General features: G+C 62.1%; 26 protein-coding genes. All 26 read right to left on the reverse strand.

All coding sequences use genetic code 11. The annotated features are described in order from the left end of the window. Positions 1-2 precede the first annotated feature (2 nt). The 26 genes from HMPREF0291_RS08410 to infC all read right to left on the reverse strand — a co-directional run bounded on the left by HMPREF0291_RS08410 (position 3) and on the right by infC (position 26,284). Positions 3-1,022: an HAD-IIA family hydrolase gene (locus HMPREF0291_RS08410; RefSeq protein WP_005290257.1), complete on the reverse strand. Its 1,020-nt coding sequence runs from the start codon at positions 1,020-1,022 to the stop codon at positions 3-5. Positions 1,023-1,025: 3 nt separating this feature from the next. Next, complete coding sequence (locus tag HMPREF0291_RS08415; protein ID WP_005290259.1) at positions 1,026-1,829, reverse strand: tetratricopeptide repeat protein; 804 nt, start codon at positions 1,827-1,829, stop codon at positions 1,026-1,028. A gap of 12 nt (positions 1,830-1,841) precedes the next feature. Then, positions 1,842-3,107, reverse strand: a complete 1,266-nt coding sequence (tyrS, locus tag HMPREF0291_RS08420; protein WP_005290260.1) for a tyrosine--tRNA ligase — start codon at positions 3,105-3,107, stop codon at positions 1,842-1,844. A gap of 13 nt (positions 3,108-3,120) precedes the next feature. Continuing rightward, on the reverse strand, positions 3,121-3,321 hold the full coding sequence (locus tag HMPREF0291_RS08425) for a Trm112 family protein (RefSeq protein ID WP_005290262.1): 201 nt from the start codon (positions 3,319-3,321) through the stop codon (positions 3,121-3,123). A 38-nt stretch (positions 3,322-3,359) separates the two neighbouring features. Further along, positions 3,360-4,031, reverse strand: a complete 672-nt coding sequence (locus HMPREF0291_RS08430; protein ID WP_156774832.1) for a hypothetical protein — start codon at positions 4,029-4,031, stop codon at positions 3,360-3,362. Next, positions 4,018-5,604: an extracellular solute-binding protein gene (locus HMPREF0291_RS08435; protein WP_005290266.1), complete on the reverse strand. Its 1,587-nt coding sequence runs from the start codon at positions 5,602-5,604 to the stop codon at positions 4,018-4,020. The genes HMPREF0291_RS08430 and HMPREF0291_RS08435 overlap by 14 nt, the downstream gene beginning before the upstream one ends. Then, a complete protein-coding gene (locus tag HMPREF0291_RS08440; RefSeq protein ID WP_005290268.1) occupies positions 5,601-6,764 on the reverse strand; it encodes a hypothetical protein in 1,164 nt (387 codons plus the stop codon). Before HMPREF0291_RS08440 ends, HMPREF0291_RS08435 begins: the two co-directional genes overlap by 4 nt. Positions 6,765-6,858: 94 nt before the next feature. Continuing rightward, entirely contained in the window at positions 6,859-8,292 is a 1,434-nt protein-coding gene (gene argH / locus HMPREF0291_RS08445; RefSeq protein WP_005290270.1) for an argininosuccinate lyase, read from the reverse strand. Further along, positions 8,292-9,512 (reverse strand): argininosuccinate synthase, encoded by a 1,221-nt coding sequence (locus HMPREF0291_RS08450; RefSeq protein WP_005290272.1) that lies wholly within the window; start codon positions 9,510-9,512, stop codon positions 8,292-8,294. The genes argH and HMPREF0291_RS08450 overlap by 1 nt, the downstream gene beginning before the upstream one ends. A 69-nt stretch (positions 9,513-9,581) precedes the next feature. Then, positions 9,582-10,091 carry an arginine repressor gene (locus tag HMPREF0291_RS08455; RefSeq protein WP_005290273.1) on the reverse strand — a complete coding sequence of 170 codons (510 nt, stop codon included), beginning with the start codon at positions 10,089-10,091 and terminating at the stop codon, positions 9,582-9,584. Next, on the reverse strand, positions 10,092-11,036 hold the full coding sequence (gene argF / locus HMPREF0291_RS08460) for an ornithine carbamoyltransferase (RefSeq protein ID WP_040423730.1): 945 nt from the start codon (positions 11,034-11,036) through the stop codon (positions 10,092-10,094). Further along, positions 11,033-12,241 carry an acetylornithine transaminase gene (locus tag HMPREF0291_RS08465; protein WP_005290277.1) on the reverse strand — a complete coding sequence of 403 codons (1,209 nt, stop codon included), beginning with the start codon at positions 12,239-12,241 and terminating at the stop codon, positions 11,033-11,035. Before HMPREF0291_RS08465 ends, argF begins: the two co-directional genes overlap by 4 nt. Continuing rightward, the gene (gene argB / locus HMPREF0291_RS08470) at positions 12,238-13,191 is read right to left on the reverse strand and encodes an acetylglutamate kinase (RefSeq protein WP_005290279.1); all 954 of its coding nucleotides are present in this window, start codon (positions 13,189-13,191) and stop codon (positions 12,238-12,240) included. The genes HMPREF0291_RS08465 and argB overlap by 4 nt, the downstream gene beginning before the upstream one ends. Next, positions 13,192-14,361 carry a bifunctional glutamate N-acetyltransferase/amino-acid acetyltransferase ArgJ gene (gene argJ, locus HMPREF0291_RS08475; RefSeq protein WP_005290282.1) on the reverse strand — a complete coding sequence of 390 codons (1,170 nt, stop codon included), beginning with the start codon at positions 14,359-14,361 and terminating at the stop codon, positions 13,192-13,194. It lies immediately after the preceding gene. Positions 14,362-14,379: 18 nt separating this feature from the next. Next, positions 14,380-15,465 carry an N-acetyl-gamma-glutamyl-phosphate reductase gene (gene argC / locus HMPREF0291_RS08480; RefSeq protein WP_050748882.1) on the reverse strand — a complete coding sequence of 362 codons (1,086 nt, stop codon included), beginning with the start codon at positions 15,463-15,465 and terminating at the stop codon, positions 14,380-14,382. Positions 15,466-15,521: 56 nt separating this feature from the next. After that, positions 15,522-18,029 carry a phenylalanine--tRNA ligase subunit beta gene (gene pheT, locus HMPREF0291_RS08485; protein WP_005290286.1) on the reverse strand — a complete coding sequence of 836 codons (2,508 nt, stop codon included), beginning with the start codon at positions 18,027-18,029 and terminating at the stop codon, positions 15,522-15,524. 23 nt (positions 18,030-18,052) lie between these two features. Further along, positions 18,053-19,141, reverse strand: a complete 1,089-nt coding sequence (pheS, locus tag HMPREF0291_RS08490; RefSeq protein WP_005290287.1) for a phenylalanine--tRNA ligase subunit alpha — start codon at positions 19,139-19,141, stop codon at positions 18,053-18,055. 61 nt (positions 19,142-19,202) lie between these two features. Continuing rightward, positions 19,203-19,679, reverse strand: a complete 477-nt coding sequence (locus HMPREF0291_RS08495; RefSeq protein WP_005290290.1) for a MarR family winged helix-turn-helix transcriptional regulator — start codon at positions 19,677-19,679, stop codon at positions 19,203-19,205. Further along, positions 19,660-20,283: a DJ-1/PfpI family protein gene (locus tag HMPREF0291_RS08500; RefSeq protein ID WP_005290293.1), complete on the reverse strand. Its 624-nt coding sequence runs from the start codon at positions 20,281-20,283 to the stop codon at positions 19,660-19,662. Before HMPREF0291_RS08500 ends, HMPREF0291_RS08495 begins: the two co-directional genes overlap by 20 nt. 66 nt (positions 20,284-20,349) lie before the next feature. After that, entirely contained in the window at positions 20,350-21,159 is an 810-nt protein-coding gene (locus tag HMPREF0291_RS08505; RefSeq protein ID WP_005290294.1) for a TrmH family RNA methyltransferase, read from the reverse strand. Between the two features lie 92 nt (positions 21,160-21,251). Continuing rightward, positions 21,252-21,908 carry a M23 family metallopeptidase gene (locus tag HMPREF0291_RS08510; protein ID WP_198002193.1) on the reverse strand — a complete coding sequence of 219 codons (657 nt, stop codon included), beginning with the start codon at positions 21,906-21,908 and terminating at the stop codon, positions 21,252-21,254. Between the two features lie 71 nt (positions 21,909-21,979). Beyond that, positions 21,980-23,092, reverse strand: coding sequence for a hypothetical protein (locus HMPREF0291_RS08515; RefSeq protein ID WP_005290296.1), 1,113 nt, complete (start codon positions 23,090-23,092; stop codon positions 21,980-21,982). A gap of 161 nt (positions 23,093-23,253) precedes the next feature. Beyond that, positions 23,254-24,696 (reverse strand): S8 family peptidase, encoded by a 1,443-nt coding sequence (locus HMPREF0291_RS08520; RefSeq protein ID WP_005290297.1) that lies wholly within the window; start codon positions 24,694-24,696, stop codon positions 23,254-23,256. 369 nt (positions 24,697-25,065) lie between these two features. Next, positions 25,066-25,455, reverse strand: a complete 390-nt coding sequence (rplT, locus tag HMPREF0291_RS08525) for a 50S ribosomal protein L20 (protein WP_005290298.1) — start codon at positions 25,453-25,455, stop codon at positions 25,066-25,068. Positions 25,456-25,508: 53 nt separating this feature from the next. Beyond that, complete coding sequence (gene rpmI, locus HMPREF0291_RS08530; protein ID WP_005290299.1) at positions 25,509-25,703, reverse strand: 50S ribosomal protein L35; 195 nt, start codon at positions 25,701-25,703, stop codon at positions 25,509-25,511. A gap of 29 nt (positions 25,704-25,732) precedes the next feature. After that, the gene (gene infC, locus HMPREF0291_RS11620; RefSeq protein WP_083770299.1) at positions 25,733-26,284 is read right to left on the reverse strand and encodes a translation initiation factor IF-3; all 552 of its coding nucleotides are present in this window, start codon (positions 26,282-26,284) and stop codon (positions 25,733-25,735) included. Positions 26,285-26,454: the final 170 nt, after the last annotated feature.

The raw sequence follows: 26,454 nt of genomic DNA on the forward strand, positions 1-26,454 counted from the left end.
TATCACCACCAGCTTTCCACGGCACGGCGCGCAGCAGCTGATGCTGCTTCAACATCGGGCACCTCACCAGCACCAAGGCTCCAGGCCGCCTTCAACACTGTGCGCAGAGCCTGCATGCTTGTCGACGTCTCATCTCCCCCGTCCAGCACAACCACCGATCCCCCAGTGTCGTCGTCCCGTTCCACCGCCGCAGTGAATCCGCCTTGGGCGCATGGGCGCAGCTGGTCGGCTTCCACCGAAGCGTCGACAAGCACAGACATGTCTTCGGCGATGAACGTCGGGCGCTGATCGGCTGGCGCAGAAATGAGTGCGCGTGGGCCGGAGACGCCTGTGAGCACGTGCAACGTGTCCATGCCTGCGGCGACACCACCGGCGATGTCGGTGTCGAGGCGGTCACCGATGACAAGTGGCGCTGTCACACCGAGGTTGTCGCGTGTGAGGGTGAACATGGCAGGGCCGGGTTTGCCCGCAGCCCGCGGGGTGACACCGGTGGCGTTCGTGACTGCCGCGACCATGGACCCGTTGCCCACCATGAACCCGCGGTCCATTGGCAACGTCGAGTCCAGGTTGCTCGCCAGATACGTCGCCCCGGCCTGAATAGCCAGTGCTGCCTCCGACAGGTGCCGCCATCCGTTGTCGGGCGAGTGCCCGTGGAGCACGACGGCCGGTGCGTCGTCAGCGGAGTCCACGACAGTGAAACCAGCCTCACGGACAAGGTCGCGGAATGAGTCAGCACCCACCACGAGCACTGCCGCGCCGGGAGCCGCGTGCTGCTGCGCGAGCTGGACTGCGGCTTGCGCAGATGTCATCACGTCCTTTTCAGTCGCTTTGAGGCCAATGGACTGCAGCTTGCTCGCAACATCACGTGGCGCCTTGGAAGCGTTGTTCGTGATGTATGCAGCGCGGCGCCCAGAGGTAATAGCGGCGTTGATCGCATCGACTGCGCCGGGGATAGAAGCATCGCCGTGCCAGACTGTTCCGTCAAGGTCGAGAAGCAGAGCGTCGTAACCGCTGATAAGCATTGCTTAGCTGAACTCCTTCAGACGCTGCGCGACATCCGTCATCTCTTCGCTATCGACCTTCTTGACGTGCTCGAACCACGTCCGGGCCTCATCAGTCCTGCCAACCTGGGCAAGAGCATCCGCGTAGGCGTAGGAAAGACGGGTGTGGGCGAAGTCCCCCACCTTCTTCTCATCGATGGTGGGATTGAGCTGCTGCAGCGTCGCCAGCGCAGCTTCGTGTTGGCCGAGGTCGTGGCGTGCCCCCGCAACAACAATGGCCAGTTCGACCTGCGACTCAGGATCGAGCTGCTGTGCTTCCTGGCTACGCCCGATCTCGATCGCCTTGTCGGGGCGACCCAGGCCTCGCTCACAGTCAGCCATGACAGCAAGCAGACCGGGGCCACCGCTCATCCGGCGGGCTGCTCGCAACTCAGACAGCGCTTCCTTCCACTCCCCAGCGTGGTACGCAGCAATGCCTGCTGCCTCACGGACGACACCAACGCGACCCGCACGGTTTTTTGCGGCGCGGGCATGCGCCAAGGCCAGCCGGGGATCATCCGCCATCCACGTAGCAGACATGATCATGTGCTTAGCTACTTTGTCAGCGTTGTCCTTCGCCAGCACTCGCAGGTCTTGCAGAACGGACGGGTCAAGGTCAGACGGGTCGATGTCGTCCGGAATGGACGGCTCATTCTCCTTCTGCGCCATGCGCTCCTCGCGGAAGCCCTGGCGGTACGGGTTGGAGCGGTCGTGCCGGACCTTCTTGTCCTCACGTCCGTCCCGGCGCCCCCGGTTGGCATGCGTTCTCGGTTGGCCGTCTTTGCTCATCTCAGACCTCCTTTAGCCGTGCACCTTCACGCCGGCAAAGTTCTTCTTGCCGCGGCGCAAAACAACCCATGAACCGTGGAGCAGATCTTCCGCGGCAGGTTCCCACCCCTCAGATTCAATACGCTCGTTGTTGGCGTAAGCACCACCTTCCTTGATAGCCCGACGAGCAGCACCCTTCGAATCCACCAGGCCAGTGCCCACCAGCAGATCAACAATGGTGCGCGGCGCACCCGCCTCAACCTCGAACACATCCGTCTCAGAGACAGCGGCAGCGAGCGTTTGCTCATCCAGCTCAGACAACTCTGCACGACCGAACAGGGCCTGTGAGGCCAGTTCGACAGCCTTTGTCGCCTCGGGCCCATGAACAAGGTCGGTCATCTCCTGGGCGAGACGCTTCTGGGCTTCACGCTTGAACGGGCGCTCCTCCACCTCGGTTTCCATCTCGGCGAGCTCATCCTGCGTCAGGAAGGTGAACCAGCGCAGGTAACGGATCACATCGGCATCCGCGGTGTTCACAAAGTACTGGTACCAGCGGTACGGGCTGGTCATCTCGGGATCGAGCCAGAGTGACCCGCCACCGGTGGACTTACCGAACTTCTTGCCCTCCGAGTCCGTGACCAGCGGCACGGTCAGTGCATGGACCGATGCGCCGTCGACACGGCGATTCAGGTCGACGCCCGCGACCAGGTTGCCCCACTGGTCCGACCCGCCGATCTGCAGCATGCAATCATGACGGCGCCGCAGCTGCACGAAGTCGTTCGCCTGCAGCAGCATGTAGGAAAACTCCGTGTAGGAAATGCCGTCACCCTCAAGACGGCGCTTGACCGTCTCGCGCGACAGCATCGTCGACAAAGAGAAGTGCTTGCCGATGTCGCGCAGGAACGAGATCACCGACATGTCGTTGGTCCACTCGGCGTTGTTGACCAGCACGGCGGCATTGTCGCCTTCAAAGGACACGAAACGCTGCAGTTGGCCGGTGATTCGCTGCGCCCAATCCTCGACAGTGTCGGCAGTGTTCATAGACCGCTCACCGACCTCACGCGGATCACCAATCAAACCCGTTGCACCGCCAGCGAGAACGATTGGCCGGTGTCCGGCTTCCTGGAACCTACGCAACATGAGCAGGGGAACCAAGTGGCCGGCGTGCAGGGACGGACCGGTCGGATCGAAGCCCGCGTACAGCGTGATTGGGTTCGCTGTCTGGTCCTTGAGTGCCTCGAGATCCGTGGACTGGTTGACCAATCCACGCCACTGGAGTTCATCAATGATGTTCGCCATAAAGTAGTTCTTTTCAAACCTCGTTGTCTGCGGGGTGCGGCTGAGCTTCGTCGATAAGCAGCACCGGAATACCGTCATCAATGCGGTAGGCAATGCCCATCCGCGGGTTGATCAACAGTTGCTCCTCGTGGTCGTAGTCGAGCGGACCCTTGTCTTGCGGGCACGCTAGGACCTCGAGGAGCTGGGGGTCGAGCGTGAGTTTATCGGCCGTCATAGTGGTCAATCGTACCCCTGCGCATTCTCGGGCTCGGGCTAGGTCTGGTCCAGCCCCGGAAGATTGCCGAAGGTCTCGCGCAGTGTGCGGGCCTGGGAATCCATCGTGCGCAGACTGTGGTCGACCACGCCTAGCTTGATCCGCTCGAGCGCGCCGGTCAGCGTTGACAGTGAATCCTCCATGACCGCAGCTGCCTCAGCGCTGTGATACTGCGGGGCGTTGACGTAGGTGTTCACCACTTCCGGCAAGTAGATCTTCACGATGTTCCATACCGTTTGTTGGTGCTCCGGGGTGGACTGCAACTCATCCCACTCATCCAAAATGAAGCGCATGTTGTCTTCCAGCTCGGACGCTTGGTTGAGCACCCGCTCCGGCGGCTTCGCGCGCACGAGTTCCCGCAGTGTGTTGCGCACGTCGCGGTTCAACTGGACGTTGACCGGTTCCATCGGCGCGGGCGGCGCTATTGCCTTCGGCGCCGGCGGCGGGGTCAGAGCAACGCCGGCACCCCATGCAGCCACGGCCACGACAGGCCACAAGAACCCCAGGCCAACTCCAGTGGCCATGATCAGGACGACGTGCAGAATGATGACAAGAGCCGCCAAGCTCATCCCGACTTTGTTCTTGCGGGAGGTGAAGAAGTTCCCCTCCCCCACTCCTGTCGCTGCGGGACCTCCTGGCCGGTAGGGGCTGGGCGTATTACTGGTAGCCACGAATCTCCTTGAAAGCTGCATCCAAGTCGCCGTTCAACGCGTCGAAGACGGCACCGCCCGTCAATTCTGCCAGGTTGTTCATCTCGCTCGCATTGGCCTCCCCGTAGAGGATCACAAAGACCGGGATGGAGCGCTGCTCCGGGGAAAGCCCCTGGTACTGCTTCTCAAAGGCGTAGTAGTCCATGCCGTGCGTGACTTCACCGTCGGACAAGAGCACGATCGAGCTGATACCTGCGTTCGGGTCGGAACTGCGTAGCGCATCGAATAACGTGTCGTAGATTGCGGTCTGGCCGTCTGCCACAAGGTCATTCACGTAGCCCTGGTACTTGGCCTTGGTGATGCGGTCATCGCGTAGGAACTCGCCCAGTAATGGCTCGTGAGGTGCCGTTGAGAAGGATTGGAACGTCACCAGCTCGCCATCGCGCAGGGCCACGTCGCCCGTGGCGGTGGCAGCGGAGCCGTCGATAAGCGACGTCATGATCTGCTGCAGGGACGCGATGCGCTCACCTTCCATGGAGCCAGAAGTATCCAGGACGAAGGTGGCAGTTCCGCGCTGGCGGTAGTCGTTGTTGTAGCGGTCCAGCAGCGCTTCGACAGTGCCGTAGCTGGCTGGGAATGCAAGCTCAATGACGGTCTGATTGCTCATCTCAGCGGGCATCAGGTCAGCGTTGGTGACGGGGCGGCGGTAGCTGTCCGCGATCTGCTCTTCATGCTCAAGCAACCATTCAGCGAGTTGGCGAACCTGTTCAGCGGCGTTCTCGTTTTTCGGTTGAGCGAGTGTGGACAGCGGGTAATCAGCGGAAATAACGCCGTCCGCCGGAACAATGACCTCGATATTTGCACCCTCGTTGCGCATGGCATGCAAAGTGGATTCGTAGTTGATGATCGCGTCGGCGCGCTCCGGGCTCTCCAAAAATGCGTCCTTGAGCCAGCCCGACGAGCCAGAAACCAACGACTGCGCCTGGAACAGCTCAGTCAACCGTGTGCCGACCTTTTGGATGTCTTCCTGGGTCAGCGCGGAGCCAGTGTCCGCCATCGCAGTCGCTACAGACACCAGCGCGGAGAAACCAGAGTTGGAGGTCGACGGGTCGGTCATACCAAAGGAGAACTTTCCCTCGCGTGCGGCATCGGCGAAGTCCGACCACGTCGGCTGTTTCGTGTCCCAGCCGAGCTCCTGCGCTTTGTCCCGCTGCACACCGAAAGCAACGGGACTGGTGGCAATCTTCGTTTCATCGGCCAGCTTGCCCTGGGCATCAATGAGATTGACGTAGCGGTTAGTGGCAAACCACGTCGCATCCACCTGACCGTCAAAGTTGCCCGCTTTGAGCTCCTGGGAGTTCTGCAGGGTACCGTCCGGGAATTGCAGGGTGATGTCGAAGCCGAGGTCCTCCGACGCCTGCTGCACCAGCGGCTCCAGGTCTTGCAACTCAGTCGCGGCCACGATAGTCAGTGGGCCTTTGGAGCCCCCGCCAAGGCCGCCGAAGCCTCCTCCCCCGCCTCCGTTATCGTCGCTGCATGCTACGAGGGCGGTTCCGGCGAGCAGTGCCGCAAGCGTCGCTAGAAGTTTCTTCATTTCTCCTGTTCCTCCCGGTTACGTGGGGGGACGGATCCGTACCGGTTGCCCACACCCTCGATGAGCTTCTCCATTCTGTCGAAGCTGGGCGGGTCGACTGAGTTGTCGTAGTGCGCCGGGGAGCCAAGGCCGTGGCCCTCCATAGCGGTGGTGAGATAGTCTCCGGTGGCCGGCCGGAAACCGTGCCTAGCGGCTAGCTGCTGCAGTTCTTGGTCCGAGGCCAGCGCTTGGGCCAGCTCCTTGCCTTCTGGCGAGATTCCCACGATGCCGTGGTTGGCCAGTACGGTCGGTTCGAGGTGCATCAGGACCATGTCGTCTTTGATGCGGGAGCTCTCCTTCATCTGTTCGCCTAAAAATTGCGCCTCGTAGACCAACACCATGGGCACCGCTCCCATGCCTTGGCTGAGGTAGTCGGCGAACGGGCCGGCGGACGACGACTGGGTGTAACCCTGGCCGGTGAAGAATGGAGCGATCTGGTTGGTCAGCCAGCCAATGTCATCTGCTTTGTCGGGGTTGCTCTCCCCAAACTCCCATGCCAGGATTGCCAGCCACATCGCTGCAGAGTTCGAGGTGCGGATGTCGGTGGTGGCCACCTGTACATTGCGTTGCGACGGGAACGTGTTCCCGAAATCACGCCAGCGCTTCCCCTGCTGCGTCAGGGTGATGAACTCGCCGACGTCAAGGGTGTACTTTCCGGCAGCTTCCGTGGCCACGCCCTCCTTCTCAAGGATGCGAGCGATTGGTTTGAACGTTGCTACCGCCATCGGCGAGAAGAACGGGTACTCCACGGAGTAATTGGAGTCCTGGTCAGTGATCTTCTGGGCTGCCGGGCCTGACGACGGGAAAACGAAATCCTGCTGCGCCAAATTCGTTTCATTGGCGATGCGGCGGGAACCGGCGGTGGTGAAATTCACCGTGAACCCGAGCTCTGTCAGACGGTCAACGACCTCCGGGTCCTCGAAGTACTCGCGCTTTTCCGAACCGATCACACCGGTGACTTCTTTCGACCCGCGCCCGGAGATGAACGACCCCTCACCCAAGCCCCCGCGTCCGATGAAGACCGCGACAAGGGCAATGATGGCCAGCAAGACACCAATGAAAATGGCGCACCCTCGAGGTGGTTTCCGCAACCCCTCTTGTGCGCCTTGTTGTGTGGTCATGGCCACAGTTTATGTATAGGACGCGTCAAGCGCCTGTGAACCACGGTGCTAGGTAGGAATTATGAATACAGAATTCATTTGATTCACTTGACGTTTAAGAACGCACCGGGGTTTGTGCCCAACGACGGGCATCGGCGTTCGCGGCGTCCACACGTTCACGCTGCTCCGCGACACGCACTCCGGCGGTGCCGCCGCGCGTCGCGCGGGATGCCACAGCACCATCGATCGTGAGCACGTCGCGCACCTGCGGAGTGAGTCGCTTATCGACGCTTGCCAGCTCTTCATCCGTCAGATCGATCAAATCCACCCCGCGAGACTCGGCGATCCGAACGCATGCGCCGGAGGCTTCGTGCGCTTCACGGAACGGCACGCCTTGGCGGACCATCCACTCCGCAAGATCCGTGGCCAACGTGAACCCAGCCGGGGCGAGCTCACGCATCCGGTCCTCGTGGAAAGTCAGGGTGGACACCAACCCGGTCATCGCCGGCAACAGGATGCGGAGCTGGTCGATCGAGTCGATGATCGGCTCCTTGTCCTCCTGCAGGTCGCGGTTGTAGGCAAGCGGCTGCGCTTTGAATGTGGCCAGCAGGCCGGTCACGTTGCCGATCAACCGGCCGGATTTACCGCGGGCCAGCTCCGCAACATCCGGGTTCTTCTTCTGGGGCATGATGGATGACCCGGTTGACCACGCGTCAGCAAGCGTGACGTAGCCGAATTCCGGCGTCGACCACGCAATGATCTCTTCGGCTAGACGGGAGATGTCTACACCGATCTGCGCGAGCACATAGGCGGCCTCCGAAACGAAGTCGCGTGACGACGTACCGTCGAGGGAGTTATCGGCCGCAGAGTCGAACCCGAGTTCCTCCGCGATCGCTTCGGGGTCGAGCTGCAGCGACGAACCAGCCAGAGCGCCGGAGCCGTACGGGGACACAGCTAGACGCTTGTCCAGGTCGCGGATGCGCTCGATGTCGCGCAGCAGAGGCTGCGCGTGCGCCAGCAGCGAGTGGGCCAACAAGATCGGTTGCGCCGCCTGGAAGTGGGTCTTGCCGGGCATGATGGCGTCAGGGTGCGCGGCTGCCTGGGTGGACAGAGCTTCGATCAGGTCAGCCGTGTCCTGTGCGACAGCACGCACCGCATCACGAAGCCACATGCGGAACATCGCAGCGACCTGGTCATTACGGGATCGGCCAGCGCGCAGGCGGCCGCCGAGTTCGGGGCCGACGCGATCAATGAGACCGCGCTCCATCGCGCCATGCACGTCCTCGTCGGTCGGCTCAGGGCCGAAGGAACCATCAGCAACATCACGGCCAAGCTGGTCGAGGCCAGCGAGCATGGCCTCGAGGTCGCTATCGGTCAGCAGTCCCGCCCGGTTGAGGACCTTCGCGTGGGCCTTCGACGCGAGCACGTCATACGGGGCGAGGATCCAGTCAAAGTGAGTGGATACAGACAGCACGAACATCGCCTCCGATGGCCCGCCGGAGAAGCGACCGCCCCACAGTGCGCCCTGGTTGGTTCCGTGCTTTTCCATTAGGACTCCTGGGCAGTTGCGTTAGCGGCTGCCCTGTCGCGCTTGTTGGCAATCTCAGAAGACAGGCCGTGCAGCTTCACGAAACCCTTGGCGTGGGACTGGTCGAAGGTGTCGCCGGTGTCGTAGGTAGCCAGGTTGAAGTCGTACAGGGAGTGGTTGGAACGACGGCCGTTGACCGTGGCGGTGCCAGCGTGCAGAACCATGCGAATGTCGCCGGTGACGTGCTGCTGGGTGGACTCGATGAAGGCGTCGAGGGAGCGCTTCAGCGGTGCAAACCAGAGGCCGTCGTAGACTTCTTCGGACCAGCGAGCGTCGATAAGCCTCTTGTAACGCGCGAGCTCGCGCTCGACGGTGACGTCTTCGAGCGCCTGGTGCGCGGTGATCAGTGCGACTGCACCCGGTGCCTCGTACACCTCGCGGGACTTGATGCCCACCAGGCGGTCCTCCACCATGTCCAAGCGACCGATACCTTGTGCACCGGCGCGGCGGTTCATCTCCTCGATGGCCTCCAGCACGGTCACCTTGCGGCCGTCGATAGCCACCGGCTTACCGGATTCGAAGGAGATGATGACCTCGTCCGGAGCATTACCCAGCGCCGGGTCCTCAGTGTAGGAGTACAGGTCCTTGGTCAGCGGGTTCCACAGGTTCTCCAGGAAACCGGTCTCCACGGCACGGCCCCACACGTTCTGATCAATGGAGAACGGAGACGCAGCGGACTGCTCGATCGGCAGGTCCTTGCCCTCGGCGTACTCAATGGCCTTGTCGCGGGTCCATGCGTAGTCGCGGGCCGGGGCAATGATCTCCAGGTCCGGGTCCTGGTTGACGAATCCGACCTCGAAGCGAACCTGGTCGTTGCCCTTACCGGTGCAACCGTGGGCGACGTGCGTGCCGCCGTGCTCCTGCGCGGCCTCCACGAGGTGCTTCACAATGAGCGGGCGCGAAATCGCGGACACCAGCGGATACTGCTTCATGTACAGCGCGTTCGCCTTGATGGTGGGCAGGCAGTATTCCTCAGCGAACTCGTCACGGGCATCCACCACAATGGACTCGACAGCGCCGCAGTCGAGCGCGCGCTGACGCACCGACTCCATGTCCTCTCCACCCTGCCCCAGGTCGAGGGAGACGGCGACGACTTCACCACCAGTCATCTCTGCCAGGTACGGGATGGCCACAGAGGTGTCCAGTCCACCGGAGTACGCGAGAACAACACGGTTAGTCATTGGTGTCAAAGCTCCTTGTTTTGCTTATCGGTTCAATTGGTTCTGTTTGAGATCTAAGCCGAAGAAAGTCTACTCTTCAGCGTCCTCGGCACCGTCGACCCGGTCGCCCATGAATTCCTCGGCGAGTTGCCTGCCGGAGAGTGGTTCGCGTGCCAGCACGAAGATCGTGTCGTCGCCAGCAATGGTGCCGACGACTTTCTCCAGCGCGACCCGGTCGATATAGCTGGCCAGGTACTGCGCAGCCCCCGCCGGTGTGCGCAGTACTGCGATGTTGCCGGTGTAGTCGACAGACACCACCAGTTCCGCGAGCATCCGGCGGAGTTTGTCGCGCGGGCCTTTGGGCGAGGCCTGGAACGACTGGGCCGCCTCCCCGACTGCGTAGTAGGAACGCCCGCCGCCCGACGGTCGCACCTTCCGCGCTCCAAGCTCGTCGAGGTCGCGCGACAAAGTGGCCTGGGTGATATCGATGCCCTCATCCAGGAGCAGCTCGGACAGCTGCACTTGCGAGGACACCCGGGTGTGATCGAGAATCGCCAGGATCTTCGCCTGGCGCGCGGTACGCGAATTCGGTGCGCTCATCTACTGGTTCTCCAACAGCCAGGCAAGCAGCGCTTTCTGCGCGTGCAGGCGGTTTTCTGCCTCGTCGAACACGCGCGACTGAGGGCCGTCGATGACCTCAGCTGCGACTTCACTGCCGCGGTATGCCGGAAGGCAGTGCAGGAAGATCGCGCCGTCGCTGGCACGGCCCATCATCGCTGCATCCACTTGGTACGGCAGGAACGGAGTGCGGCGGTCCTTGCCGTCTTCTTCCATGCCCATGGACACCCACGTGTCGGTGATGACGACATCAGCACCATCCACGGCCCCCACATCGGACGTGACGGCGACCGTTGCACCCGTTTCTGCAGCGCGGGCCCGTGCGCGTTCCACGAATTCCGTGCGCGGCTGGAATCCCTCCGGGGAGATGACGGTGATGTCCATCCCAGCGGTGGCGAAGCCGATCATGTAGGAATTCGCCATGTTGTTGTCGCCATCACCTAGGTAAACGGCATGCTTACCCCGAAGGCCCGCCGGGCCTTCCTCCGGGCATAGGTTCTCGATGACTGTTTGCAGGTCGGCCAACATTTGGCAGGGGTGAAGATCGTCGGAAAGCGAATTGATGATCGGCACACTCGCCCCCTCTGCCATCTCCGTGAAGTTCGAGTGCGCGTACGTGCGCCACACGATCGCGGAGACGTAACGCGACAAGGTCGCGCCAGTGTCCTGGAAAGTCTCACCTTTGCCCATCTGCGAGTTGCCGGTCTCGGCGACGATGGGGAATCCGCCGAGCTCAGCGATGCCCGCCATGAAAGAAAAGCGCGTGCGCGTCGACGTTTTATCAAAGAGAACGGCAACAGATTGCGGCCCCTCGAGCGGGCGGCGGGAATAGCGGTCGCGCTTCATCTCGGCCGCGAGAGCCAGAATCTCCGCCTGTTCAGCGGGGGTCACATCGTCGTCGGCTAGGAAGTGGCGTGGTGTGGTCACTGGTGTCCTCCGTTGGTGCTGGCAAAGCGGGACAGTGCTTCCTCCAGCGTAGTTGCGATCGCGTCCGTCGCTGCGCGCAGTTCGTCGCCGGTGATCACCAGCGGCGGGGTCAGGCGCAGCACAGACTCAGTGGGGGCGTTGAGAATAACACCGTGCTGCAGCCCAATCTGCACGGCCTCTTTGGCCACGGGCTTGTCCAGCACGACGCCGAGCATCAATCCGCAACCACGCACGTGGTCAACGCCATCAAGCTTATCGACGTCACGGGCCAACCCCTCCCCCTTCTGCCTCACCTCAGCACAGAACTGATCGTCGACGACCTCCAGCACTGCCTGGGCAGCCGCGCAGGAGATCGGATTGCCTCCGAAGGTGGTCCCGTGGGAACCGGGCGTGAACAGATCGGCCACATCACCCCGCGCGATGACAGCCCCGATCGGTAGCCCGCCGGCCAGCCCCTTGGCCATGGTGACAATGTCCGGCTGCACCCCCGAGGTTGTGTGGGCGAAGAAGGCTCCGGTGCGTCCGACGCCGGTTTGCACCTCATCGACGACCATGAGGATGCCGTGGGTATCGCACAGCTGGCGGACCGCTTCTAGGAATCCCTCCGGCGCTGGGATGACACCGGTCTCACCCTGGATCGGCTCAAGGAAGACGGCGGCAGTGTTCCCAGCGTTCTGCTCGACGAGTTCGCGCAGGTGGTCAATGTCGCCGTAACGGTAGAACTCCACCCCAGGCACGAGCGGCTCGAAGGGCGCTTGCTTGCTTGGCTGGCCGGTCAAAGACAGCGAGCCCATAGTGCGGCCGTGGAAGCCATCGAGCGCCGCCAGCACGCGCGTGCGGCCGGTCAAGCGGGTGAGTTTGAACGCAGTCTCATTCGCCTCTGCACCGGAGTTGCAGAAGAAGACTTTTGCAGACGGATCACCGAAACGCTCCTTGAGCGACTGAGCCACGCTCAGTGCTGGTTCGGAGGCGAAGAAGTTGGAGATGTGGCCGAGCGTGCGGAACTGGCTGTCGACGGCCTCCACCAGCCTCGGGTGGGCGTGGCCCAGTGAGTTCACTGCGATGCCGGCGAGCATGTCGATGTAGCTGTTGCCGTCGGCGTCGCGCACCGTGGCGCCGCGGCCGCTGACCAGCGGCAGTTGCGGGGTGCCGTAGGTATTCATCAGCGCCTCGGTCCACTGCCCGAGAGCTTGCTGGTTGCTCACTGCAGATCATCCTTCCTGAACACGGTTCCGTCGGGATAGTTTGCGGTGTCGTATTCGTCCGGAAGCACCATGGTGCCAATGCCTCCCATGGTGAACAGCTCCAGCAGCACGGAATGCGGGATCCGTCCGTCAATGACGTGGGCGGCGCTGACGCCCCCACGCACAGCGGTCACACAGGCTTCCATTTTCGGGATCATTCCGGAGTCGAGCGACGGCATGATTTCGTCGAGCTGCTCGAGCTCGATCTTGGACACGAGCGAGTCCTTGTTCGGCCAGTCGGTGTAGAGGCCCTCGACGTTGGTGAGTACAACGAGGCGCTCAGCATCGAGCGCGGCAGCGAGTGCGCCGGCAGCAGAATCGGCGTTGATGTTGTAGACGTTTCCGTCCGCTCCGGGGGCAATGCCGGAAACGACTGGGATGCGACCGGCGTCGATAATGTCCATCACTGCAGACGGGTCAACATCGACAATCTCACCGACGAGACCGATGTCGGTCAGTTCCCCATCGACCTCGACAAGACGCTTCTCCGCCGTGAACAGTCCTGCATCCTCGCCCGAGGTGCCCACCGCGTACGGCCCGTGCGAGTTGATGCGGCCCAGCAGGTCGCGGCCGACCTGGCCGAAGAGCACCATGCGCACCACATCGAGAATCTCTGGTGTAGTCACGCGGAACCCGCCGACGAACTCGCCGCCGTCGAGCTGCAGACGTCCCAGCATGTCGGTGATCTGCGGCCCGCCACCGTGCACGACGACGGGCTTCGCCCCCACGGTGCGCAGGAAGACCATGTCAGCGGCGAAGGCGGACTTCAGGTCCTCGTCGATCATGGCATTGCCGCCATACTTGACCACGACGATCTTGTCGCGGAAGTGCTGCAGCCACGGCAGAGCTTCGGCGAGCACGTGTGCCCGGTCCTGATTGGAGAGAGCCCGGGAGAGCTGTGAAGGTTCCATTTACGTCGAGTACTCCGAGTTGATTTCCACGTAGGCGTAGGACAGATCAGTGGTGCGCACCGTGGCCGTTCCGGGTCCGCCAGTCCCGAGATCAACGCGCACGTCAACGTCAATGCCGCTGAGGTCGACTTCGCGCGCACCAGGTGCACCAGTGCTGCCCTCGCAGACCGGCTGGCCGTTGAAGTAGACGCTGATGTTGTCCGGGTCCATTTCCGCATCCGCCATGCCCACCGCGGCGAGCACGCGGCCCCAGTTCGGATCGGAGCCGAACATGGCGCACTTGAACAGGTTGTCGCGTCCGATCGTGCGTGCGGCGTTGAGAGCCTGCTCATCGTCGGCAGTGCCCTCGACAGTGACGGCTACGCGCTTGGTCACACCCTCAGCGTCCGCCTGGAGTTGGTCAGCCAGAAAAGCGCAGATCTCACCGATAGCCCCGGCGAATTCGCTCTTGTCGGGCTGGACACCAGAAGCTCCCGACGCCATGAGGATGACAGTGTCATTGGTCGAGGTCGCTCCATCAATGTCGAGCGTATTGAAGGTGCTTTTCGACGCTTCCTTGAGCACCTGATCCAACTCCCCCGCAGACACATCAGCATCGGTAGTCAAGCACACCAGCATGGTCGCCAGCGACGGGGCCATCATGCCCACGCCCTTGGCCATGCCGCCGATGCTCCACCCGTCGCGCTCTACAAGCGCTTGCTTCTCCACTGTGTCAGTCGTCAGAATGGCCACAGCAGCCTCATGACCGTTGTCGCCGAGCTGGCCACCGAGTGTTTCGATGCCTGCGCGGACCTTGTCCATGGGCATGAGTTCACCGATCAGGCCCGTGGAGCACACCGCGACATCCTCGGGTGCTACGCCGATCGACTGGGCTGCCAGCGACTGCATCTCCACTGCGTCCACATCGCCTTGACGGCCATTGCAGGCGTTGGCATTACCGGAGTTGAACACCACGGCGGCCAGTGAGCCCGTCGTCATCGCGTCACGAGTGACCTTCACCGGTGATGCGACGACTTTGTTGCGGGTCGTCACTGCGGCGGCGTCAAAGCGCGGGCCATGGTTGACCACCAGCGCCAGGTCGGGTTTTCCGGACGGCTTGATTCCGGCCGTCGTTGCCGCGGCGCTAAAGCCTGCGGGTGCTGTCACACCCGTTTTCTCAGATGCGCTCATTGTCTCTCCTTCACCTGCTTAGGGCGCGACTGCCGCCCGGGGCAGTCCGTCCGTTTCGTTGAACCCCATCTCAGCCAGCGCGATGTTCATGCACTGCACGGCGGCACCGCCCGTGCCCTTGGTCAGGTTGTCAATCGCCGAGGTAGCCAGCAGCATTCCCGCATCCTGATCGACCTCCACCTGGACGTGGCACATGTTGGACCCGACCACGTTCTGTGTCTGGGGCTGTACGCCCTTCGGCAGGAGGTGGATGAATGGCTCGCCCGCGTAGTACTCCGCGTACACGCCCCGCGCCTCATCCTCGGTCATCCCTTCCGTCAAAGGAGCAGTGACCGTGGTGAGAATCCCGCGCGGCAGTGGTGCCAACACCGGCGTGAAGCTGACTTTCACGTCCTTCTCCGTGACCTCGCTCAGGTTCTGCACCATCTCGGGAGTGTGGCGGTGCTTGCCGGCGGTGTTGTAGGCCTTCAGCGATCCCATGGTTTCTGCCCCCAGCAGGTCAACATTCGCCTTCTTGCCGGCACCGGAAACACCGGTGATGGAGACGACGTTGAGCCGCGGCTCCACGAGTTCATGTGCAACGGCAGGCAAAGCGGCGAGGGTAGCGCCCGTCGGGAAGCAGCCCGGGACCGCAATGCGTTTGGCCGCGGCGATCTCCTCGCGGCGACCCGGGATCTCCGGAATGCCGTACGGCCATGAGCCTGCATGTTCGCCGCCGTAGTATTTTGTCCAATCGTCGGCATTGCGCAGGCGAAAGTCCGCAGCGCAGTCAAGCACGAGGGTCTCCTCCGGCAGAGCAGAGCCAATCTCTGCAGAGAATCCGTGCGGAAGGCCGAGAAAGACAACGTCATGGCCGGCCAATGTTTCCGGCGACGTCGGCTCAATGACGCGGTCCGCGAGCTGCGGCAGGTGCGGCATGAGCGTATCGACGCCCTGACCTGCATTGGAATTGCCCGTCAACGCCCCGATCTTCAACGTCCCGTCGGCATAGCGCGGGTGTCCGAGCAGCAGGCGGAGGATCTCCCCGCCCGCATACCCGGTGGCGCCGGCAACAGCCACGGTGACGGTGTCAGTACCGGTTGCAGTGCCCTGGTTGTCTGTCATAGCGGTCATGCTACGCATCTGACCAGACACTTGCAAACTATTCCACCATATTCATTTTATGCGCGCATCTGGGCTCCGAGACGTTGAGCAGCCGCTTCCGCAGCAGCCAGGCGAGCCTCATTAGCTTCCTCGTCCGTCAAAGTGCGGTCAGAGGCACGGAACACCAAACCGAATGCGAGCGACTTCTTACCGTCGCCGAGGGCGTCGGAGCGGTAGACGTCGAAAAGCTCAACGGTTTCCAGCAGCTCGCCTGCCGTCTCGACGAGCGTGCGACGCACAGTTTCAGCCGGGATGTCATCATCGACAACGAGCGCAATGTCCTGGTGCAGTGCTGGGAACGCCGAGAGAACCGGAGCCGGCAGGTTCTCGCTTATCGGTAGCGCGGTCAGATCGATCTCCATCGCACAGGTGCGCTCGGGCAGACCGAGGGCTTCGAGAATTTGCGGGTGGAGTTCACCCGCGTAGCCGACAACGCTGCCATCGACGGAAAGCTGCGCACAACGTCCGGGGTGCCACGGCAGGTGTTCGGCAGACTCGATGTCCAGTTCCACACCGCAGGACTTAGCGACGATCTGAGCCGACTCGATCGCATCCGCCCACGTATACGTACGACCCTTGCCCCAGGGGCCCTCAAGCTCCTTGTTGCCGATCGCCACGGTAGCGGCGTGCAGATGCTGCTCTGGCAGGGAACCGATGAGCTCCTCAAGCACCTCCGGAGTCGGACGCTCCAGCACGCTCGGCATCGGAGATTCGTCGGCGGTCTTGAACACGGTCTGCGCGACCGAGTACAGGGCCAGGTCCGTGCGGCCCCGAGCGACGTTGCGGCCGACGGCCTCGAGCATCGTCGGCAGCAGCGTCGTGGCCAGTACGGCGTAGTCGGCATCAAGCGGGTTCTGGACCTGCACGGTCTTGCGGCGCTTGTCGCCACTCTCGAGTCCCCAGGTGTCCAAAACCGTGTTGGGCATGAACGGCGTCGGAATGATCTCCACATAGCCGGAGTACGCTAGCGCGTGCGTGACGGCGCGGCGGCGGCGCTGCACCGGGGACAGGCCGCGACCACCGCGCGGGGTCGGCAGCTCGAGCGGAATATCGTCCAAGCCCTCGAGACGAACAATCTCCTCGATCAGCTCGACCGGCTCGTTGAGGTCAGTGCGCCACGTCGGTGGGGTGACGCGCAAAGTCTCGTCGTCGCCCGTTACAGCGCACCCCACTTCTTCGAGGCGGCGTACGACTGTCTCCTTGGAGTAGTCGACACCGATGAGCTCGGACGGGCGGCTCACTCGCATCTCGATCGGCGCGCGGTCTTTGACGTCGCCGACGAGGGTGCGCTTGTCGGAGATGGTTCCGCCAGCGATGTCTGCCAGCAGTGCGCAGGCAATGTCGAGGGAGATTTCGATGATGGCGGGGTCAACGCCGCGCTCGAAACGTCGAGAAGCTTCAGAGCTGAGCTTGTGGTGGCGTGCGCTGCGTGCGACGGTGAGCGCGTCCCACGATGCCGCCTCGAAGTAGACATTGGTGGTCTCGTCGGAGATCTCCGATGTCGTGCCGCCCATGATCGCCGCCAGGGACTGGATGCCGTTGTCGTCGGAGATGACCACATCGTTCGCAGTGAGGGTGCGTTTGACGTGATCAAGCGTCTCGAACTCTTCCCCACCCTGAGCGTTGTGGACGCGCAGACCGCCGGCGATCTTGTCAGCGTCGAAGGCGTGCATTGGCTGGCCGGTGAGCAGCATGACAAAGTTGGTCACGTCGGTCGCGGCGTTGACGGAACGGACACCACCGAGCATGAGCACGCGCTTGAGCCAGAACGGCGCCTGAGCTTTCGGGTCAATACCCTCGACCATGCGCAGGCCGAAGCGCTGCGCCTTCGTGGACTCCTCAAGAGTGATCGGGATGAGATCGCCGGCCGGGGCCGGAACATCGCTGACATCGATGCCCGCGATAGACGGATCTGCGGCAAGGTCCTTGTACTCGAGGTCGAATGCGGAAGCGACCTCGCGGCCGAGACCACGTGCAGACAGCGCATATCCGCGGTCCGGGGTGATATTAACGTCGAAGACCGTATCCGGGCCGCCGAGCACCTCACGGGCGTCCTGGCCGGGCTCGCCGGCACCCTCCTCGAGGACGATAATCCCGTCGCTCGTGGCGGTGAAGCCGAGCTCAGCCTCCGAGGCCATCATGCCGTTGGAGATGTGTCCGTAGGTCTCACGCGCGGCGATCTCGAAGCCGCCCGGCAGCACGGCACCTGGGAGGGAGACGACCACGAGGTCGCCCTCCTTGAAGTTGCGAGCACCGCAGATAATGCCCTGCAGTTCGCCAGTGCCGTTGGCCCGGCCAACGTCGACCTGGCAGTAACGGATCGGCTTCTTGAACTCCGTGAGCTCTTCGATCTCTTTCACGCGGCCCACAACGAGCGGGCCGGTGATCTCCGGCAGAGGCTCATAGCCTTCCGTCTCAAAACCCACGCGCACGAAACCGGCGTCGAGCTCCTCAGCGCTCACGGTCCAGCCGGGGTTGCCGGCGTTGTTCAGCAGGGACATCAACCAGTTCTGGGAAATCAGCATCTTTCTTTTCCTCCCCTTATCCCTTAAGCCTGCACACCGAACGGCTGGGTGAACCGCACGTCGCCTTCAACCATGTCGCGCATATCGGTCAGTCCATTGCGGAACTGCAGCGTACGCTCAATACCCATCCCGAACGCGAACCCGGAGTAGACTTCCGGGTCAACGCCGACCGCACGCAGGACGTTCGGGTTGACCATGCCGCAGCCGCCCCACTCGATCCAGCCGGCGCCGCCCTTCTTGTTCGGGAACCACACATCCACCTCTGCGGACGGCTCCGTGAACGGGAAGTAATTGGTGCGGATGCGCGTCTTCGTCTCCGGCCCGAACAGGACTTTGGCCAGGTGATCCAAGGTGCCACGCAGGTGCGCCATGGTCAGGCCCTTATCGACGGCGAGCCCCTCCACCTGGTGAAAGACCGGCGTGTGCGTCGCATCGAGCTCATCCGTACGGAACACACGGCCCGGGCATGCGATATAAATCGGCAGATCACGCTCGAGCATCGTGCGCACCTGTACCGGTGAGGTGTGCGTGCGCATGACCTGGCGAGAACGCTCGCTGCCGACGTAGAACGTGTCCTGCAGCGTGCGCGCCGGGTGGTCCGGGATGAAGTTGAGCGCGTCGAAGTTGAAGTACTCAGCTTCAACCTCCGGCCCCTCGGCAACCTCCCAGCCCATGCCGATGAAGATGTCTGCAATGTTCTCGCTGAGAGTCGTAATTGGGTGCATTGCACCGGCCTGTGCACGGGACGTCGGCAGGGTGACATCGACCTTCTCCTCGCGCAGCTGCTGCTCGCGGTACTCCGCCTCACGCTCGGTGTGCAGTTCACTGTAGCGTTTCTCAGCCCGGCCGCGGGCCATGTTCACGAACCGTCCGGCATCTTTACGCTGGTCCTTGGGCAAAGTACCGAGCGCCTTGCGTGACTGCATGATCGGCGACTGCTCACCAAGGTGCGCGCGCTTGGCGGCCTGGAGGGCGGTGAGATCCTCCGCCGCCTCAAAGGCGGCGATGGCCGCATCCGCAGCGGCATTCAAGCTCTCTTCGGTCAGTTCGATTTCCGGTGTGGGAGTGCTCTGATCAGCCACGCTACCGTTCACCCGCGCCTTTCCAGACATACGTTTTCAAAACGGTCACCAGCATACCTGCGCACCTCGGTTTCCCCGCGGCAAGGCCCAGTTATTCGGCTACCGTGAGCTGGGCCCTATTAATGCTCACATCCCGCAAGGTACTAAGAAGCCTCTCGATGTGGCTCGAGAGGCATTGCAATTCCTCCTCGCCCATCTTGCCGCCAACCGCATTCGCCCACCTGTGTTGGCGCGGCCGGAGTTCAGCAAGGTTGGCTTTGCCTACTGGAGTGAGTGCGAGCAAAGGCGAACGTTTGTGCGCGGGATTGCTTTGCCACTGTGCTGCCCCCGTTTCGACGGCAACGTTAGCCAGTCTTTGCACGCTCTGACGCGCGTTTCCTAATCGGCGGGAGATCTCCGCGACCGTCAACGGTTCATCGATGACCAAGCCCAGAACTTTCCACATCGCTGGCGACAGGCTCGTACCATCCGTGATCGACATAGCTGCGCTCTCCAGTTCAGCAGCGACCTCAAAGAGGGGCAGAACGAGGTCTGTGAGAGCATCCCCCTCAGGCGTTCTGCCAGGCATCTAGAGCCTCCATAAACTCTGGGAATATCTCAGGGTCACCCAAGTAGAGCTTCTCCCATGAGTCGATGAGGTCGTTTGAGAGCAAATTAATCTCACGCAGAACAGCGGCCGTGAACTGCACGGGATAGATGCCAGACGCTGTGATCACTCCCCTGTCACTTTCCGTGGGCGCGTCCGAGTAGTTGTCGGCCCCTAGATAACCGGTCCCGACCAGAAACTCCATGGCGTTTGAGGTGTGTTTGCGATGATCGAGTACTCCAGCCCGCGCGAGTGCGATAGTGCCGCCACAGATGGCGGCAACCGGCACTCCTTGCCTTTCGCATTCTCGGACAATCTCTAAGAGTGGTTCATGACCCGAGCCATAGGTGTCCCCTCCTGGGATAACCAAGACACTCAACTGGTCGAGATCAAGCTCATCGAGATCAACATCTGGCTTGAGGTTCAAACCGCCGAGAGTGTGAACGTCTTCCACTCTGTCTCCCACGAACTGGATCTCGCAGGTCCCCGGTTTCGCTTGCTGCGCCCGAGCAACCAGCGTCGTGAGGTAGGCAAACTCCCAGTCGGCCATGGTGTCTGTGGCGTAGCAAGCTAGCAGCTTGGTCATACATGACAGCATACTGTCATTCTTGCCCGGGCGCTAGCCCCGTTCCACCGTGCCTCGGCTAAAGGTTCAATCCCCCAGCATCTTGGCGGATTCCCACAGGCAGATGGACGCGGCCGTGGAAAGATTCAGCGACTCGGCCGAGCCCTTGATCGGGATGGAGACGCGATAGTCAGCGGCAGCCAGTACATCGTCGGGAAGCCCGTGCGCCTCGTTGCCGAACAGCCAGGCAGTCGGCTGATCAAGCGCGTTGCCGGGGTCGTCGAGCGAGACTTCTCCGCCCATTGTGGTCGCCGCCAGTTTCAGACCCGCTGCTCGGAGTTGACCAATCGCACCGTTCACGTCGCGCTCACGCGCCACCGGCACGTGGAAGAGCGAGCCGGCAGAAGAACGGACTACCTTCGGGGACTCTGGGTCGACTGTGTCACCGGCGAAAATGACGGCGTCGGCACCGAGCGCGTCGACAAGCCTGATGATGGTTCCCGCATTGCCCGGATCATTCGTGCCCACGCACACCGCGACGAGTTTGGGGCGACCTGTGAGCACAGAGCCGAGCGTCCAGGTGACCGGCTTGCACACGGCGAAAACGCCGGTTGTGTGCACTGTGTCAGTGAGAGACTGGGCGGCCTTGTCCGTGATGGCGTGAGTGAACACGTCCATGTAGGCGGCGGTGGTCACTACGTCATAAAAGCGATCGGCAGCGGCTTCAGTGACGAAGAGGTCTGTTGCCGCGCCCGTGGCAACGGCGGCCTCCACCGAATTCTCTCCTTCTGCAAGGAACCGACCAGCCTTCTTCCGGCCGGCCGCCCGGTTCAGCTTGGCGGCGTTGACCACGCGCGGGGTGCGTTCGGTGAACGGTTCAGAAAAGTCGAGAGCCATTAGGCGACAGCCTCCGGAATCGGGTGCAATGTGACTTCGATGCTAAGCGCTTTCGCGTGCATCCGTGTCATCGTGGTACCCGCCACCGCGTATCACCGGTGCGTTTCGGCAACATGGAAAATCTCGTTCTCCCCCGGCATCCACGCCGTCTCATCCGGGCTCGCACGAAAAGCCATTGGGATGCCTGTGCAGTGCGTCCAGTCCAGTGAGTCAGTCACCTGCACGTGAACGTGTGGTTGGGTGCTGTTCCCCGAATTTCCGCACTGGCCGATCACGTCGCCGGCACGGAGACTATCCCCGACTGTTACCGTCACGCTCCCCTGCTTCAGGTGCACAAGAGCAACGTAGTACCCGGTTGCTGCGCACCGCACCGCCACGGCATTTCCGGTGATTGCCCGGATGCCGCCGGTGCGCAAGCGTTTCCGCTGGCCAAGCATGTACGGCAGCAGCCGGAACGGCGACCGGCGCGCTTCATGGTCTGCAATTCCGTCCCATGCCTCCACCACCTCCCCGCCAACGGGAGCGAGCACGTCGCGCCCGAATGACGGGAACGACTCCGGATCCTCCAATCCGAAAGGAGTGGACCAGCTCCACGGCGCGGTGCGACCACCTTCGGACAGACCGATGAAGTCAATTGAGTACGTAGTCCCCAGCATGTGCGAGCCGTGACTGGGCACCCGGCGGGCGGGGCTATTACGTGCGCGCCACCATCCGGTGAACGGGAAGCCGAGCTCGATAACTTGTGCCACACCCCCCAAGAGTACCGAGTGAACGCCGCTACCTAGCGCGTAGCTACTTCATGGCAGCGCACCCACCCTGCTTAAGCAACTGGGCTGTTCTCGAGAATGGTGTCGATAGAGACCGGTTCGACATTCTTCTTCGCATCGAGGTGGTGGAGAACCGACATTGCTTCCTCCCACTCAGCGACGACGACCGGAAACCCCTTCATTCGTGTCTCCAGCTGTCCGCCCTCGACCTTGCCTCCGACAACGATGACGAGGATCAAAGCTACGTCACCGCCGTTGATGAACCGTCCTGCTTCGGCAAGCGCGGTCACCGACCGGTGGCGCGACAGCTCCTCGAGACCGAGGGCATGATCCACCAAGGTGTGCTTCGATGTCTGAGTCAGTGTGCCGCGCCAGTACTTGACGTCTGCCACAACAACGCCTCCACGGGTGGAAATGATATGCCCAACGGGAAGGGTCCTCGTCGATCGGGCTTCGTCGACCAGTGCCCGGAGGAAACGGTCGTTCGGGTCCGGGTTCGTGGCCGAGGCTGCGGAATCGACGCGAGTAAACGCAATGGGGTTGACTGCGCGCACCTCAGTTTCCGCGACGCGAATGAGATTCGAACTCCGGCCGGGGTTCAACTTGATGTCGTGAGCGATCTGCACGTCAAAAGGCAGCATGTTCTCTATTTCGAGCCCGCGCTGCTGCCGTTCAAACAACGCTCGCGCGTAAGGCAAGGCGTGCGGAACTTCGTTGATGCCGTTGAACGTGCCGCGCTGCGCTTGCTTCACAAGCGGATTGGTCAGCACGCCGCGCGCCTTCCTCGAGATCGACTGAGGAAAGTCGGGATCAGACACGATGCGTTTCATGACGAAGAACCACGCGATTCCCAGCGCTATCAAGATTGCGAACATGACCAGACCACCGACACCGGAATTCATCCGCTCAATGTTCAGGAAGAAAACGATGACCAGCACCGCCGGCAATCCGAACGTGAGAACCACGGCAACCGGGAGCAAGTACCCCAGGTGGAGACCAATCAACTGCATCGCGAAATCCTTCATCGCTCTCACCACGGGATTCGGCTTGCGCTTCGGTTTATCTTCGCTGGGCGGCTTTGCAGACGTTCCCCACGACGTGTTCAGCGTACGGTCGAAGAAGAGCCACGCGCTTTCCGACGGCGCACCGCCCACTCTCACCGCCATACCGATACCCTCCTGACCTCGCTGCTGGGGTTCAACCTACACTCACAACAGCCTTCTCAGGTAGGTTCCGTAAGCCGAGCGCCCCGCGGCCAGGTTGCGAACCGTGGCGCACGGGGCGTCGACAAGCAGGGCGCGCTCGGCGCACCACCGGAGGCCAGTGATTAATCACCGGGTTTCGGGACCGCCGGGGTCTCGCCACCCTGCCCGCCGACGGCAGCTGCCGGATCGACGATGCCGCTACCGCAATCCTCGCACGAGCCCTTGATCGGGCGCGCCGTGTCCCGTAGTCGAGTTGCAACCTCCTCCGGGCTCATGTCAGGGTTCTCTCCACGGATTAGTGCAGCGACACCGGAAACAAACGGCGTCGCCATGGACGTGCCTTGCAGCGAGCCGTAGTTCGGCTGCTCCGGCTGCTTGCTCCCGGAGTTGTAGGTAGACAGAATCCCGCCGCCTTGGCGTGCGTCGCCGCCAGGAGCCGTGATGTCTACTGACTCCCCATAGTTGGAGTAGCTTGCTTTCTCGTCCCGTTGACCTGAGGCGGCCACCGTCACTACTCCACTACAGCTAGCTGGCGAAACATTGGCCGCGTTCTGGTTCTCATTGCCAGCGGCGACAACGACGACGGTGCCGCGGCTGCGTACCCTGTCGATGACTTCCTGGTAGTAGCGGGAGCACGTGCCCGGGCCACCCAGCGACATGTTGATGATGCCGGCGGGATTCGGGTTGTCTTCAGCTCCCCTCACTGTGCCACCAGAGGCCCAATCCATCGCATCGAAGATGTCGGAACTGTAGCCACCGCACGGTCCCATGACGCGCACCGGCTGTAGCGTTGCATTCGGCGCAACGCTGGCTACCCCTTCGCCGTTGTCCGTCACTGCGGCCGACGTACCTGCAACGTGGGTGCCGTGCCAGGAAGATGGTGACGGCCTGCCGCCACCGCCACCGCAGATGCCCGCTTCCCCCCAGTCGCCCTCATCACGGGGGTCAGGGTCCCAGCCATCCCCGTCGCGAGCCTGCTTGGAAGAAGAAATGAAGTCATAACCCCCGGCCACGTTCTCATCCAAATCAGGGTGCGAGGTGATGCCGGTGTCCAGAACAGCGATCGTCTGCCCGTCGCCCCGCTTCGGAGCATTCTCCCACGCGCTTTCGATGCTCGGGCCTGCCATTCCGTTCAACGCCCACTGTTGCCCCATGCGAGGATCATTGACAGCCATGGGAAACATCCGCACATCCTCTTCAATGTGCGCGACCTTCCCGCTGTTCTGGGTGTCCTTGATGAACTCCTGGACTTCTTCATCGCTCATGCGCTTGTCAGCCGCCACGACACTCGTGCCGTCTTCACGCTCACGAACTTCAGTGACCTCGGGAAGCGGGTCGTCCGTCGCTGAATTGAGAATGCTGGCGCGCTCCTCAGGAGCACTTGGCTCCTCTGTGAACTCGACGATGAAGCGCGTCGGAGCCTCATCGTCCTGCACCTGCGTGTCAATTCTCGGAGCATCGGTGATGCGCGCATCTTGCGCCCCTGCAACCGGTATTTGCGCTGCGGCTAACAGCACGAGGCTTACAGGCACTACCGCGACGGCCGCTGTTTTCTTGTGTCTCATTGACGTTCCTTTTCTGTCGGTACCTCGGTGAAGCGTCATGTCGCATCCACCCGCCCGTCGTTTCAGCGACGGAGCGGTGCCGAAGTGTAAAAGATCAATGTCACAGAATGTAAGCGGAAACGAAGTCTGAGCTGATATTTACCTGAGCACAAACGCGGGATGGCCGAGGTCCGCGCCATGATCGACCGCGGAAAAATTGACAGGAATACCGGGTGCAAACACCACCAAACACCACCCCCGCTCACCCCACCCGCGGAACTTCGGTAAGCCCCAATGAGGGGCATACACGCCAAACGCCCCGCGGCCAGGTTCGGAACCGTGGCGCACGGGGCGTCGATAAGCAATGCGCGGAGAACCGCACAACGCGACTTAGGCGGCAGCTGCCTTCGGGGCGTTGACGTCCTCCGGCAAAGCGTTCTTGGCCACCTCGCAGATGGCGGAGAATGCAGCGAAGTCGTTCACAGCAAGGTCCGCGAGGATCTTGCGGTCAACCTCGACCTCAGCCAGCTTCAGGCCGTGGATGAGGCGGTTGTAGGTGATGTCGTTCATGCGGGCTGCAGCGTTGATGCGCTGGATCCACAGCTTGCGGAACTCAGACTTGCGTGCGCGACGATCGCGGTACGCGTAGGTCTGGGAGTGCAGCCACTGCTCCTTCGCCTTGCGGTACAGGCGGGAACGCTGGCCGCGGTAGCCCTTCGCGGACTTGAGGATGGCGCGACGCTTCTTCTTGGCGTTAACTGAGCGCTTGACACGTGCCACAGTGATACTTCCTTACTTCTCGTTACGGATTGTTTCTGGGAGGCAGGGCGCTCTTAAGCCTTGCCGAGGAGACGCTTGGTGCGCTTGACGTCACCCTTAGCAACGTCGGTGGTGCCGGAGAGCTTGCGGCGGCGCTTAGCCGACAGCTTCTCGTTCAGGTGACGCTTACCGGCCTGCTCGCGGCGGAGCTTGCCAGAACCGGTGACCTTGATGCGCTTAGCGGTGCCCTTGTGGGTCTTCTGCTTCATGTCTGTAAATCCTTTGGTGCTTCTACGATCTACTTCTTGCCCTTGCGAACCGGGCCCAGGACCATCGTCATATTGCGGCCGTCCTGCTTCGGACGGGACTCGACCTGGCCGACCTCCTGAATGTCCTCAGCGAGGCGCTCCAGCAGGCGGTAGCCAAGTTCCGGACGCGACTGCTCGCGGCCGCGGAACATGATGGTCACCTTGACCTTGTTGCCCTTCTCCAAGAAACGCTCAACGTTGGCTTTCTTGGTCTGGTAGTCGTGCTCATCAATCTTGGGCCGGAACTTCTGCTCCTTGACCACTGTCTGCTGCTGGTTCTTGCGGGACTCGCGGGCCTTCTGGGCCTGCTCGTACTTGTACTTGCCGTAGTCCATGATCTTGCACACGGGCGGCTTTGCATTCGGCGCAACCTCAACCAAGTCGAGGTCTGCCTCGTATGCGAGCTTGCGTGCGTCATCGGTACGGACAATGCCAACCTGCTCGCCGGACGGGCCGACGAGACGTACTTCGGGAACACGGATACGTTCGTTGATCCGAGCTTCAGCGCTGATGAGAACTCCTAGAGTGTGAAGGGTTTCAATGGTTCGCTACCGAACCGCAAACGCAGCTCCCCCAAACAAAAACCCACGCTCTCTCAGAGATAGCGTGGGAGTTCATCCGTCCACGGCAGGCGCGCTTACGCGAACCTACCATGGTTTTGACCCTTAGCCTTCCATCTAGCTGGCGGCATCAGGTGGGAGTAACTCCACTT

Origin of the sequence: Corynebacterium genitalium ATCC 33030 (assembly GCF_000143825.1) — a bacterium.
GTDB lineage: Bacteria > Actinomycetota > Actinomycetes > Mycobacteriales > Mycobacteriaceae > Corynebacterium > Corynebacterium genitalium.